This is a genomic window from Nocardia cerradoensis NBRC 101014, from assembly GCF_000308535.1.
Taxonomy (GTDB): Bacteria; Actinomycetota; Actinomycetes; order Mycobacteriales; family Mycobacteriaceae; genus Nocardia; species Nocardia cerradoensis.
Genome location: NZ_BAFW01000130.1, coordinates 42,270 through 55,637 on the forward strand (window position 1 = coordinate 42,270; position 13,368 = coordinate 55,637).

Consider the following 13,368-nt stretch of genomic DNA (forward strand, 5'->3'; position numbering starts at 1 on the left):
CGGTCTTCGCTGATTGATTGTCCGTCATGGTTGGGTGTCCTCACAGGTTGTCCGGACGTTCGCCGATCACGCCCGATGCGCGAAGTTCAGCGATTCGGTCCGGGTCGAGCCCCGCGATCTCGCGAAGCACCTCGTTGTTGTGTTGCCCGAGCGTGGGTGCCGGTCTGGTCAGCCAAGGCCTCGTCCGAGCTTCCAACCGAAAAGGCATCCCGGGAACGCGGTGCGTCCCGACGAGCGGATGGTCGAGCAACTCCGCGAAGCTCCGAGCAGCGAATTGCGGGTTCTCGATCGAATCTGCCGGCAATACCACAGGCGCGGCCGGAACACCTTGGGCCGCAAGTGTTTCCGCCAGCTCATCGGCGTCTCGCCCCGCGCAGAACGCCGCCAGATGCGCGTCGATCTCGTCGTGCGCACGGCGCCGACCACGACCGTCCGCCAATTCCGGTGCCCGTGCCCAATCGGGGTTGCCGAGCACTGTGCGCATGGCCGACCACTGCTCGTCGGTTTGCACAGCGATCGCGAGCCATTGTTCCTGATCCCCATCACCGCATCGGTAGACGTTCTGGGGCGCAGCGACGGGGCCGCGGTTGCCTGCACGCATCAACTCCGCGCCGTATGCGCCGTACTCGATCACGACTTCGGCCGCGACATTCAAGGCGCTCTCGACCATCGGCACTTCGACGAACGCGCCACGATCTCGGCTGTCTGCGCGTTCCAGCGCCGCGAGCGCGGCAACCAGCGCATGTAGACCGGCGATGGGGTCGCACGGCCCCTTCAACACCATCGGCGCCGCGTCGGGATAGCCCGTCATCCATGACAGGCCCGTCGCCTGCTCCATTGTCTGCGCGAAACCTGTCCGGTCGCGCCACGGCCCGTCCAAACCGAACGCCGGCATACGGACCATGGTGAGTCGCGGGTTGGCTGCGCTCAGCATTTCCCAGTCGAGACCGAAGTTGTCGAGAACTCGGGGAGAAAAGTTCTCGATCAGGACGTCAGCTTCAGCAACCAACGCCAGCAAGGCGTCTCGCCCTTGCGGACGAGTCAGATCGAGTGTGATACCGCGCTTTCCGGCGTTGGCACCCTGAAAGTAGGCCCCCCATTCCCACCATCCGTCGAAGGTCGGCGGCTTACTGGAGGTGAAACGCATCCCGTCGGGGCGCTGAGTCGACTCGATCTTGATTACGTCGGCGCCGAAAGCAGCCAAGATCTGTGTCGCCATCGGGCCCGCCCAGAACCCGGTGAGGTCGATCACGCGCAGGCCGTCCAACGGCAGCCCATCGGGTGTGGCAACCTCACGGATCCGTGGTTCCCACTCGATCCGACCGGTGTCGGCTCCCAATTCCGGCGCTGGTTTCGGCGCGGCTGCCGCGACCCCGTCGACGAGATAGGGCCTGCGAGGCTGCCTGAATCCGGCCGGGTTTTCGACGAATACACCGCGAGCGGCGAAATGGTCGTTCTCAGCAACCGTATCGGGGCGGCCTACGGGCGCGACCGGGATGCGCATTGCGCTGGCGATCTCCTCGATCACCGAGGTCGGCATTGTCGTGGTCCATTCCTCGATGATCTTCTGAAATTCCTCGTACCGAGTCTGCCGCTGCTTCATATCGACGATCGTCGGGTCGTCCAGGAGATCGGCGCGATCGATCATCAAGAGAAAATCCTGGAATTGCTGCCCCGTGATCGTGCAGAAACCGACCCATCCGTCGGCACTGCGCTCGATCGAGGGAATCTCCGTTGTCAGAGGCGCGGGACGTCCGCCTGCCAAGCTTCGGCTCAACGAGCCGTACATCGACATTGCGAGGCATATGCATTCGAGCATCGACAAGTCGAGGTGGTTGCCGCGCTGTTTCCGTCGCCGGCTTGCGGTTCGCAAGACCAGTGCTGCCGCGCCGGCAAAGCTGCCGGTGATCCACTCCCCCAGACGCCCGCCCGCATGGACCGGGGCGCGGCCGGGATACACCCGGCCGCCGAGGCCACCTGCCTGCGCCTGGAGTGTGAACTCGGTCCACGATCGACCTCGCCATGGGCCACTTCGCCCGAAGGGTGAGATCGACACGACATCCAGCGCAGGGAATTCCGATCGGATCGCGGAGAGCAACTCGTCGTCCGCATCCGATTCGATCAGCAAGTCTGCGCCCGCGAGCAACGCGCGCAGGTCCGCGATGCCGGGAGTCGCCACCACAGACCGTTTGCCCGCGTTGAGATAGCGGAACATGGCGCCATCAGTTCCGCCGAGGTCCGCATCCGATGCAGTCCAACGCCGATACTCGTCCCCGCCGGGAGGTTCCACCTTCACGACGTCAGCGCCTGCGTCGACAAGCAGCTTCGTGGCATAGGGCCCGGCGATTCCGCTGGTCAGATCGAGTACGCGGAAGTCTTGCACCAAGGTTGAATCTGATTGCACCACGGTCTCCGCTACTTCGACGGCGCCGCGGACGCGGCGGGCGTACCCGGTCGATGCAGTGCCGGGTTTACCGGCACGCCGCCCTGTCGGCCGAGGTTCTCGGAGACCTCTCGCTTCCAGTAATCGACCGCGCGTTCGGTATCCAGTTCGAACTCGAACCGATTGGTCATTTCCGGCGTGACGTCCTCGACATCCACGTAGAACTGCTCGTACCACCGACGTAGCTGGTACACAGGCCCGTCTTCCTCGCACAGCAGCGGATTGTCGATGCGCGCCTTGTTCTTCCAAATTTCGACATCCTGCAGGAACCCGACCTCGACGCCTTTCGCCGTGATTTCGGCGATCTTCTGAGCGTCTTCGTCGGAATGGCCGGGCTGCTTTTTGACAATCACGCCCCACTGCAGCACGAAACTTGTCGGAGAGACCGGGTAGTGGCAGTTGATCAACACAGTTTCGGACGTGATCTCCCCGTCGGTGCTGCCGTACAGCCAGTCGATCATGTAGGAAGGGCCGAAGTAGGTCGCGTCCGAGCGGCCGGTGTGCTCTCTCTCGTCGGCGGAAGCCTTGGTGTAATTGCTGCCCAACACGACGTCGTCGCGTCCGCGTGACCGCATGTACTGAGTCGCAGTGTGGCCTTCGAGAACATTCTTGAAGAATGTGGGAAACGAGTAGTGAACGTAGAAGAAGTGGGCCATGTCCACTACGTTGTCGACAATTTCCCGGCAATTGGAGCCCTCGATGACCACGGAGTTCCAAGTCCAATCGGTCCACTCGTCGGAGAACGCCGCCTCGATGCGTGGAATCGTCACCTCGTCAGGAGGCGGGTTCCCCTCAGGGTCATTCCAGACGAAAAGTTGTCTGTTCTCCTCGAGAACGGGCCATGCTTTGGTCCGCGCCAAGGGCGGCACCCGACGCGCGTACGGGATCCCCGCACACCGACCCGAGCCGGCCCAGCGCCAATCATGGAAAGGACATGCCACGGCGTCGCCCTCAACGGTCCCCATGGTGAGATCACCCCCCATGTGCGGGCAGTAGCCGTTGAGAACGTGAAGCGCGCCAGTCGTGTCGGCGAAAACGACGAGTTTCGTCCCGAACGCCTGAACCGCGTGGGGCACGCCGTCCCGGAAGTTGTCGGCGAGGCCCAGGCAATGCCATCCACGCGCGTACCGCGTGGGCGGCGCGCCCGCTTCGATCAGCCGGACCGCATCCGCGTCCTTCAACACCATCAGTCCTCCAAATGTGTTCACCGAGCATCGATCGCGGTCGCACACCGGCCACTGATCGTTCATCCTCGGAAGTAATCCCCCCTCGTGAAAGCCGAGCTTCCGCTCAGCGGAAACCCACAGGCAATCGGTCCATCTGCTGCAAGCGATTACGCGAGCGCGGCACGCCCATCGCGGCGTACCAGATCTCCATCGCAGCGCTGCGCACGGCATTCACGGCCGAGGTCGTTCGCATCGTGTGCGTCGGCCCGCAGACGGACACCGCCAAGCGCGCGTGCTGGTCTGCGGAACGGATCGGTGCCGCGACGACCGTCACGCCGAGCGTATTTCCCTGCGAGTCGACTGCAATACCACCGCGGTCTCGGGTCCGCTGCAGCTCTCGATCGAGTTGCAACCTGGACTTGACGCTGTAGCACGTGGGCGCGTCTGCGAATCGCAGTTCCGGCCATGCCGGGCGCGGCATTACCGCCAGGAGGGCATGTCCTGGCGCGGCGGTCTCGACGGCCTGCCGACCACCTATTCCCCACTGTCCTCCGCCGCGCGGACCCAACCCCACACGCTCGAGGTGTATTACTTCAGCTCCGTCGATCGTGCTCAGATAGACGGTCATGCCGGAGCGACGATGTAGGTCGGTCATGACCGGCAGAGCGGCCTCGTGCACGCTGCGCTGCCGTCTCACGCGGGATCCGAACTCGAACATGCGGATGCCGAGCACATATTCGTACCCCTCGCGTTCTACCCAGGCCAGTTCGACGAGACGCTGCAAGATGCGATGGGTCGACGACCGTGGCAGACCCGATCGGCGGGCGACCTCTGCCAGCGTGAGCGGGCGCTCTTCCACAAAAGCTTCCAGGACAGACGCCACTCGATCGATCATCGCGGTGGGAGCCTCCAGAGTCGTCGTCACGTGCATACCTCCAACCGCCGACGAATGTCATATACTGACTACTCGTCAGATACTGACAGTTGTGAGTGTAGGCACAAGCCGCGGCAGATGTAAAGCAGGTCACAGCACGTATCGTGATGTTCCATCGGACGGGCCGACCGGTATACGGCATCGCCGCTGGTAGCGATAACGTGAAAGGTGAACGGAGATAACGAGGAGCCATGCCTTGACGAAACCGGCCAGACCCACCTTGACCGAACGCCGCGCTGAAGAGCTCCGTTTGAAGATCGCCTTGACTGCTCGCGACCTGTTCATCACCGACGGCGACACTTCCGCAACGGTGGAACGTATCTGCGAGATCGTCGGCATTGCGCCCCGAACCTTTCACCGGCACTTTCCGGTGAAGGAGGACGTCATCCTCCCTCTTTTGCGGCGCTACGGCTCCGTAACGGCAGAGGTACTGGAATCTGCACCGGCAACTGCCGACCCTCTGGAGACACTGGTCTCAGCTTTCACGACAGAGATCCACCGGAGACAACTGCTGGAATTCGACCGCAAGTTCGTGGAACTACTCGTGAAGAACCAGCAGTACCGTCTCCGCTGGCTTGAGCTCGGTGACCAGCTCTATGGACCGATCACTGAATTCCTTTCCAGCCGTTACGAACTGGAACAGGATCACTTCCTACGAATGTTGCCCGCGCAGTTGATCACCCACGCAAGCCGGCAGGCGTACCTGCACTGGATCGAGGACGGGAGCCTGCTCCAACTAGAGGCCAATCATCGCCGAGGTTTCGCGTTGGTGCTGGGCAGCCTGCGCCCCATTGCAACATCTCTGCACTAGGACTCGGGTGGGCGGGCAATCGCCTCGCCCACCGAAGTAGTCACATATCGCCGTTGCTGCACAGTCAGGACTTGGCAGCTGCGCGCCCTGCGCGGCGTCCGAAGAAGCTCCCGTCGCCGAGTGAAGCACCGCTGGCATAGCCGCCGGCGCAGATGCCGGAGGTGCACCGCCCGGCAGCGAACAGACCCGGGATGGGGTCACCGGAGACATGAAGCACGCGGGAGTCGAGGTCGGTCTTCAGCCCGCCGAGGGTGAAACCACCGGTGCGGTTGCGCAGGTCGTAAGCCGCCAGCGGCGTTCCGATCGGCTTGACCCACTCGGGCTTCTTGCCGAGCAGCGGGTCGGCGCCGTCCTTGGCATGGCGGTTGTAGACCTCCACGGTTGCCTGCAGCACCCCCGCGGGAAATCCGATGTCGGATTCCAGCTCCTCGACGGAATCCGCTACCCAGGTGGGCGGCTGGCTCCGCATCGCGGCCGCTGAAGAGACCGTGTTCTGGGCTTCCTCCAGAGCGGACTCATCGATGATCAGGAACGCCTCATTGCTCTGGCGGATCAGGGTCGCCTGCCCGATATGGCTCGGGTACGAGTCCTCGGGGATGTAGCGCTGGCCACGCCCATTGACGAGGATTCCGCGAACCATCACCTGAGGATCGGCGAAAATGGCAACCTCGATGGCGTCCATGTGGGCCAGCTGGGCGCCGAGCGCCTGAGCGACGCGGATACCGATGCCATCGTGCTCTTCGATGGCAGCTGCGGGCCTGTTGATCAGCAGCGGGGTGTATGCCTCGATCATGTCCTGGTTGTACGCGAAGCTACCGGTGGCCAGCACGACACCCTTGCGCGCACGGACGTGCACCAGCTTCCCGTAGCGTTTGGCGACCACGCCGACGACCCCGCCAGCCTCGTCGACGATCAATCGCTGCAGCCGCAGATCGTATTCGGCGCGCACTCCCAAAGACTCGGCCATGTCGGTGAGCGGCTTCATGAGCATGTAGCCGCCGCCTTTTTCCCCGGTGTGCTTGTCCGCCATCTGTGGGAGGTGTCCACGCGGTGCCGGGGTAGCGATGGTGTTGTACGGTGCGGCGTTCTCACCGCCGGAGTACATCAGACCCTGATCGGCAGGCGGCTCCCAGCCCGGTTCGCCCCAGAACTCCTCTTTGAAAGGGACGCCTTGGGCGACAAGCCAATCGAAGTGCTCGACGCTGCCTTGGCAGTAATCATGGATCTTCGCCTCGTCGACACCCGGCCCGAGCGCGGCCGTCATGTACTTCTCCATATTCTCGGGAGTGTCCTCGAAGCCGAGAGCCTTCTGCAACGCAGTGCCTCCGCCGAGATAGATGAATCCACCCGAGAGCGCCGCCGCACCACCCCAGCCACCGGTGCGCTCCAGCACCAAGACATCCGCACCGGCGCGCGCTGCCTCGATCGCCGCACTCGCACCCGCAACGCCGTATCCGACGACGACCACGTCGGCCTCGTAATCCCATTCGGCAATCGCAGCAGCGTGCTCGGGGCGAACACTCCCGACGTCCGACATTGTTCTCTCCTCTTCATTGAGGCCGGCGATGCATTCCGCGTGTCACGACGACGAACTCGCCGCTGATCGGCAACGCCGAGGAATCTCGTGCAGCCCGTCAACTGGGCAGTTGTCGATGGCCGCAGGGCGCCCGCGCCACAAGGGGATGACGGTCCGGTACGAGCACGCGGAACGCCGATCGGACTTCGGCCGGGTTAGCACGAACACGCGCAGTGAGTCACCCGCTCCTGTCTTCAGCAACTCGATCGCGGCCAGTATCGTCTGCGACGAATCCGAGGAAGGCCGAGTATCCCGGTCAGCGAGAAGAAATCCCGTGGCGTTCGTATGCGACGGGGCCGCTCGGTCCACGTCCCATTCAACGGAAGCCTGGCCGTTCCCACCTGCCCGGCGGATTACAGTGCGGCTCCGAACCACTGCGTCGGACCGAATCCGGAAGAGGGTCATGATTTCGCCAGACGCACTACCGCTCGGCCAGGTGCCGCAGGGGCCTGTCACGTCCTACCGATGCCGGGTCGAGGACTCCTGGATCGACTTCAACGACCATATGAATGCGATGTACTACGGCATCGTCGTCTACCAGGGGCAGGAGCGGTTCAGCACGCTCATCGGCATGGGCGCGGACTACACCGAGCGAACGGGGCTCGGGAAGGTCGTTGTCCAGTCGACCCTCGGGTTCGAGCACGAGATGCGCCGCGGCGACGACCTCGAGGTCCGTTCGTGGCTGCTCGGCGTCGACGACAAACGCCTCCACGTGCTGCATGAGGTGTTCAGCATCACCGACGGCCGCCGGGCTGCGGTGAGTGAGCAATTGGACCTGCATTTCGACCTCGCGTCCCGGCGCACCTGCCCGATGCCGCCCGAACAACGGGAGTACCTCAACCGGTTTTCCCACACCCAGATCTCCGGCGGGCTGCCCGCAGGCATCGGCCGCCGGGTGTGCGGCCCGAGCGCACGGGACGCGGCACCCGGCCGCATCTGACCCGGCACGAATTCCGTCACGGCAGATTACGCTCAGTCGGAGCACGCCCTTCATCTGGCGGGAAATCAGATCGTCGACGGGGCGTGAACCGGAACACGGTCCGGCACAGTGATGGGCTTATGTTGCGCATGCGGTTCCGGTCGAAGGGCGATTTCTCACAGGTCCGGAACCGGGATTTCCAGGTTGGGAGCAATCAAGCCACCGTCGGGCTCGAGCACCTTGCCGGTGAAAAACGAACCCGCGGATGAGGCGAGAAAAAGCGCAGTAGCCGCGATATCGACCGGGTCACCGAGCCGCCGCAGCGGTGTCGCCCGTTCCAGGCTCTCGCGTACGTGCTCGTCGGCGGCCACCGCATCCAGAGCCGAGGTCAGGATCGAGCCTGGCGCAATGGCATTGACCCTGATCCGCGGGCACAGGTCCATCGCCGCCAGGCGCGTGTAGTGAGCCAGCGCCGCCTTGACGCTGCCGTAGGCGGCAAATGCGCGGCCGGGCAGTCGCCCCATAGTGGACGTCACATTGATAATCGAACCGCCACCCGCGGTCTCGAGGATCCTCGGCACCGCCGCAGCCACCAAGGCATGTGCATTGGACACATTGAACCGGAAGGCCTCTTCCAGGTCGCCGACCGCCGTGTCCAGCAAAGGTTTCGGCATTGCTCCACCGACATTGTTGACCACGATGTCCAAGCGGCCGAACTGTTCGATCGCGGCGCCTGCCAATGCCGCGTTCGTCTCCGGGTCGGACAAATCGGCCGCCACGGCATACGCGCGCCGCCCTGCCCGTGCGACCCGATCGGCAACGACCTGCAGCTCGCTGTCGGTACGGGACGCGATCACGACATCGGCGCCCGCCTCGGCGAAGCCAACCGCCGTCGCGGCCCCCAGACCGCGACCCGCACCGGTCACCACGGCGACCTGTCCATCAAGCCGAAAACGATCGACGATCATTTCCGCCACCTCCTGTATTGCGTGCAGCGTGTCGAATACGGAAATCGGCGCGAAGCCTAGGCCCAGCGCGACCGCCGGAGCCGCGAGACATTCCACTGGGTGGAAGTTTTGGAACCGCCGGCGCACAGCGCAGGATTCGGAGACTTCGCCGATTCGCCGAGGTGACCACACCGAACAGCCGATTCGATGGTCCGAGGAGGTTCGCCGATCGGAACCACACCCGCGCGGTCACCGGTCGCGCAACGCATCGTCATACGATCCACCTGCTCAGTTTGTCGACCACGCACGCCGGCTTCGCTGATCCTTCGATCTCCACAGTCACTCGAATAGTGGACTGGACGCCTCCTGGTACATCAGTGCACGCCAGGATTTCGCCGCTACCGCGTACGCGCGACCCCGCCGGCACCGGAGCCGGAAACCGTACGCGGTCGGCGCCGTAGTTCACGCCCATGGACACGTTCTGCACGCTGATCAGTTGCGGCAGAAACAGATTGCACAGCGCCAGCGTGAGATAGCCGTGCGCGATCGTCGACCCGAACGGTGAGTCTTTCGCGCGTTCGACGTCCACGTGAATCCACTGGTGATCGCCTGTCACATCGGCGAAGCCATCGATGCGCTGCTGATCGATCAGGATCCAATCCGTAGGCCCGAGTACGGCGCCGACCGCACCGCGCAAGCCTTCCGGGCCGTCGACCACCAGCGGTCCTGAATCGGGCTTCTGTGGTGCCACCGCCGGGGCGGACGTCTTCGGGACGATACTCATCGGCAACCTTCCTTCTTGTCCATCATTCGACTCTCAGGCGAGCTGCGGAGTCGCCGATCGAGCGGCCGCCACAGCACAGTGTTGCGAGCGGCGATATCCGTATCAGCTTCGGGCACAGCGAGTTCCATTCCGCGAGTCTCGCTGATCCGCCAGCTCGATGCTCGTTCCGCGCAGGCCGGATATCGCGACAGGACGCGATAGCCCGGTGTCGGGTGCAGTTGCCGCGCCGTCCGGGGGTACCGCGCTCACGGCTAGGAGACAGGGATGTCGAGCGGCGCCTCGGCCGGATACTCCTGCGGTGCCATCGCGTATGTATCGGTGAGCAGCGCGATGAACGCCGGGTCGGTGAGCGGGTCCGTCGGCTCGTTGTGGGCGATCCCACGGGCCCGCAGATCGGCAAGCAGCATGTCGAACACGGTCTCCAGGGACAGATCGTCGGTGTGGTCGAGGTACCGGTTCACCTCGGCCGCATCGTCGAAAACCAACGCTGTGTAGTGGAACAGCGTGCGGGACTGCTCATCTCCGTAACGAGCGATCTCCGTGTCACCGTTGCGGATCACCCATTCGTCGTTCTCGCGATGCAGCAGGGAGTGCATCTCGAGCCCTGGAACGTCGCGACGATCGCGCGGTCCGTTCCCCTCACGCCGGTGATACATGCGCGAATTATCGGTGAGGATCGCGGTGTTCCGGAACGGTGCCCGGAATCGGGACGGTGCGCGATCCGGCCCTTCCGGCCAGTACGTGAATCCACCGTCGATATCGGAGTCGTAGAAGTAGGTGATGACCTGACCGGTTTTGACTTCCCACGAATCGAACAGGCCCGACTTCGCCATGACACCCATCAGCCACACCGGCGTATTGATCAGCCCGCGACCGCGCCAGCTGCGCCCGTCGAAGTGCCCGGCATCGAAACTGTGGGACGGTCCTCCCGTGTTGAACAGCATGTGATGCGCGAATCCATAACGGGCACCGTGCATGTGCTTGACGGGATCGAGCAGCTTCCGGCTGAAGTAGATGTCATGGATCGATTCGTCCATCACAATGCCTTCCTTGGCCAGATAGCCGCGGAAGACCGGCGCCGTGAAGTCGGCCAGGCGCGCATGAGGATTGCGGTCCTTGGCCCCCGAAATCGCCAGGTATTCCTCGGTCGAGGAGAAATGCTGGGCAAGTACCAGCTGCCAGGGGGCACCGCGACGGATGAAGCCGAACAAGGCATCGACCTCGACGGGAGTGTACAGATCGTTGATCAGGCTCGGCGGCGCGACCGGTGTCATCGGATGCTGCTGTGTCGACGTGCCCATCGAAGTTCCTTCCATGTGTCGCTGCCCATCGGCCGGCGCGGCGAATGCGAACCAACGGCAGGCTCGCAGGGTCTACGGGCGGTCTCAGGCCGGTTCTGCTGCGACCGGCAGACGCTGGACCAGTTCGAGGCGATGTCCTTCGAGGTCCTCGACGAACGCGACCACGATGCCGAATTCGGGCATTTCCTTCGGCGGGACGGCCACGGTACCTCCGGCCTTTTCCGCGGCGCGGACCACTGCCTCGACATCGTCCACATTGAAGCCCAGTACCGCTTCTCCCGGACTGGGTGCAGGGCGATTCAGATAGTGAAGAAGCACCAGCGCGGGATCGCCACCGTGCGCCGACGTCATGATGATCTCTTCGAGAGAGTCGTCTCCCTCACCGGTGCGGACGCGATACTTCTCCATCATTCCGAGTACCGATGAATAGAAGCCGAACTGCGCTTCGGTGTTCTCGACGAGAATCTTGCTGAAACGGAAAACTGCTGCCTCTGCAACCATGCGACCTCCCGAATCTGTTCCCCCAGCGGACGTTACCGGCGTATTGCGAAGGCGCTGAGCGAAGTTCCCGCTCAGCGGAAGAGTGATCGGCCCTTATCGGAACCGCACGTCCTCGGGAGCCCAGCAGGCGCGCATACTCGAGATGCGGGCCTGTTCATCGAATGTCATCACATCGATCGGTTCGCTGGTCACTGCGTTGTCAGCGGTCTCGGTGGTTACCCGAAGTCGCCATGCTGTTCTCCTGATTTCATCGACGCCGTAGACAACCAGCTTGCAGGCCACGCTGCCGTGCGCCTTCCCGCCCAGCGGGAGGGCACTCGAATTCCGGCGATCGGGCGACGAGCCCGTCTGTGTCCTTCCGGTTCGGGGAGGATCGCGTCGCAATTACTCGGCCGGGGGCGGAAGCAGCTTCTTCGCCGACTCGCGGGACTCCATCAGCAGCTCCGCGCGGTTGGGGCCACTGTTCTTCTCCGCTGCCGCCTCCCACTCCTTGACCACCATGACGGGACCGTTGGCCAGATTCGCCAGGCCCTGCGCTGCCACGTCTCGAGGTTCGGAGATCAGCAGGCCGGGGGCGTCCATCCTGAGCCCCGCCCGCGCCATTGCCGGGGTCCGGGTGAGCCCCAACACCAACTCGAGAACATCGACGTTGTAATCCTGCATCTCGAGCCACAAGCCTTCGGCGAAGATCCGACAGAACGCCTTGACCGCTGAATAGATGCTGATCTGTGCCGATCCGAGGAAGCCGCTGAGCGAGCCCGCCAACAGGATTCCACCGCGGCGCCGCTCGCGCATGAGAGCACCGAAGTGCTGCACCAGTTTCAGCTGGGCGGTGATATTCAGATCGATGACGGCCTGGAAGCGATCGAGGTCACCGGTGACGAATTCGTGGCCGTAGGTATTGGCGCCCGCGTTGTAGATGAACAGTCCGACAACCAGGTCGTCGGTGACCTGCCGGATGCGTTCGAACGCATCCGCGGAGAGCAGGTCGACCGACAGCGTGCGCACCGTGACGCCATAGGCGCGGCACTTCTCAGCGGTCGCCTCCAGGGGAGCTTCCTTGCGCGCCAGGAGCACCAGGTTCAGGCCCTGCTCCGCGAGTTGAGCGGCGAATTCCGCACCGACTCCTTCGGATCCACCGGCGATGACAGCCCACGGCCCGTATTTCTCGGTGTCCACCTGTTCCTCCTTGTCGCCGACAAGAGGCGGGCTTCGCGTTTGCCGCCACGCTCGTGTCGCATCACTGTGCGGGTGCTGCGCCGGACGACGAGAAGTCGCTGCCCGGGCCGCATGGTTGCTACACGCCCCTGAGGTGCTCCGACTCGTATCAGGCCCTGTTCGGTTCGCATCCCGGTCGGTCCGGAGCCCAAGATTAGGTTCCGCAGCCACTTCTGCTCGGCCACTTCCCACTCAGCGGTGCGGTAATCATTCGTAGCCTGCACGGACCCCCGCCCACTGCGGCGCTCTGCCCGAACCTCCTGCTGGACAACGTAGTTGGTGGAGCGCCGCAGAGTATGGGGCTTCCAGCTCCGACGATTGGAGGAGCGGGTGCCCGGCGGCCGAACCGCAGGGCACCCGCCGCCGGCGTCACAGCGCCGCTTGCCCGACCTCGGCCTCGTCGAGATGTCTGATCCGTGGAATCAGCGCGACCGCGAGCAGTGATACCACGGCGAGCCCGACGACCACGTAATAGGCATGAACGAAACCGGACTCGCGATAGAACTGCGTGCCCTGCATGACCACACCACCACGGGCCATCACCACGAACAACACCTGAGTCACCACGGTGGTGACGATGCCTTGCATCATGCCCTGCATGCCGTTGGCCAGCGCCTGTTCGTGCGGTCGCACCGCCTCGATGATCATCACCGGCCCCAGCGCCGCCGCGATGCCGGTGCCGATCGCGGCGACCACCCCGACCACTGCCAGTTGTTTCGGTGAATGGTGATAGTGCGCGATGAGCGCGTATCCGGCAGCCGCGAAAAC

Annotated in this window: 12 protein-coding genes; 2 read left to right on the top strand and 10 right to left on the bottom strand. The window is 63.8% G+C overall.

Going from position 1 to position 13,368, the window contains the following annotated elements; genetic code table 11:
- Positions 1 to 40: 40 nt before the first annotated feature.
- The 3 genes from ON23_RS13725 to ON23_RS13735 all read right to left on the bottom strand — a co-directional run bounded on the left by ON23_RS13725 (position 41) and on the right by ON23_RS13735 (position 4,534).
- Positions 41 to 2,407 carry a CaiB/BaiF CoA-transferase family protein gene (locus ON23_RS13725; protein ID WP_051042668.1) on the bottom strand — a complete coding sequence of 789 codons (2,367 nt, stop codon included), beginning with the start codon at positions 2,405 to 2,407 and terminating at the stop codon, positions 41 to 43.
- Positions 2,408 to 2,415: 8 nt separating this feature from the next.
- The gene (locus ON23_RS13730) at positions 2,416 to 3,630 is read right to left on the bottom strand and encodes a 3-ketosteroid-9-alpha-monooxygenase, oxygenase component (protein ID WP_083903937.1); all 1,215 of its coding nucleotides are present in this window, start codon (positions 3,628 to 3,630) and stop codon (positions 2,416 to 2,418) included.
- A 103-nt stretch (positions 3,631 to 3,733) separates the two neighbouring features.
- Positions 3,734 to 4,534, bottom strand: a complete 801-nt coding sequence (locus ON23_RS13735) for an IclR family transcriptional regulator (protein WP_223273921.1) — start codon at positions 4,532 to 4,534, stop codon at positions 3,734 to 3,736.
- Positions 4,535 to 4,739: 205 nt separating this feature from the next.
- Here ON23_RS13735 and ON23_RS13740 point away from each other — a divergent pair, with 205 nt between their 5' ends.
- Positions 4,740 to 5,354 carry a TetR/AcrR family transcriptional regulator gene (locus ON23_RS13740; protein WP_039778568.1) on the top strand — a complete coding sequence of 205 codons (615 nt, stop codon included), beginning with the start codon at positions 4,740 to 4,742 and terminating at the stop codon, positions 5,352 to 5,354.
- 64 nt (positions 5,355 to 5,418) lie between these two features.
- Here ON23_RS13740 and ON23_RS13745 read toward each other — a convergent pair whose 3' ends face one another.
- Positions 5,419 to 6,891 (bottom strand): FAD-dependent oxidoreductase, encoded by a 1,473-nt coding sequence (locus ON23_RS13745; protein WP_039778569.1) that lies wholly within the window; start codon positions 6,889 to 6,891, stop codon positions 5,419 to 5,421.
- 442 nt (positions 6,892 to 7,333) lie between these two features.
- Here ON23_RS13745 and ON23_RS37905 point away from each other — a divergent pair, with 442 nt between their 5' ends.
- Positions 7,334 to 7,870 (top strand): thioesterase family protein, encoded by a 537-nt coding sequence (locus ON23_RS37905; RefSeq protein WP_051042669.1) that lies wholly within the window; start codon positions 7,334 to 7,336, stop codon positions 7,868 to 7,870.
- A gap of 155 nt (positions 7,871 to 8,025) precedes the next feature.
- Here the strand turns inward: ON23_RS37905 and ON23_RS13755 are convergent, their stop codons facing one another.
- From ON23_RS13755 to ON23_RS13790, 6 genes are all read right to left on the bottom strand, one after another.
- Positions 8,026 to 8,817, bottom strand: coding sequence for an SDR family oxidoreductase (locus ON23_RS13755; RefSeq protein WP_039778595.1), 792 nt, complete (start codon positions 8,815 to 8,817; stop codon positions 8,026 to 8,028).
- 250 nt (positions 8,818 to 9,067) lie between these two features.
- Positions 9,068 to 9,514 (bottom strand): MaoC family dehydratase, encoded by a 447-nt coding sequence (locus ON23_RS13765; protein WP_245555944.1) that lies wholly within the window; start codon positions 9,512 to 9,514, stop codon positions 9,068 to 9,070.
- 317 nt (positions 9,515 to 9,831) lie between these two features.
- Positions 9,832 to 10,881, bottom strand: coding sequence for a hypothetical protein (locus ON23_RS13770; RefSeq protein ID WP_223273920.1), 1,050 nt, complete (start codon positions 10,879 to 10,881; stop codon positions 9,832 to 9,834).
- 84 nt (positions 10,882 to 10,965) lie between these two features.
- A complete protein-coding gene (locus tag ON23_RS13775; protein WP_039778572.1) occupies positions 10,966 to 11,382 on the bottom strand; it encodes a VOC family protein in 417 nt (138 codons plus the stop codon).
- 384 nt (positions 11,383 to 11,766) lie between these two features.
- The gene (locus ON23_RS13785) at positions 11,767 to 12,561 is read right to left on the bottom strand and encodes an SDR family NAD(P)-dependent oxidoreductase (protein WP_039778573.1); all 795 of its coding nucleotides are present in this window, start codon (positions 12,559 to 12,561) and stop codon (positions 11,767 to 11,769) included.
- Between the two features lie 408 nt (positions 12,562 to 12,969).
- On the bottom strand, positions 12,970 to 13,368 hold a 399-nt coding region (locus ON23_RS13790; RefSeq protein WP_039778574.1), incomplete at its 5' end, for an MFS transporter.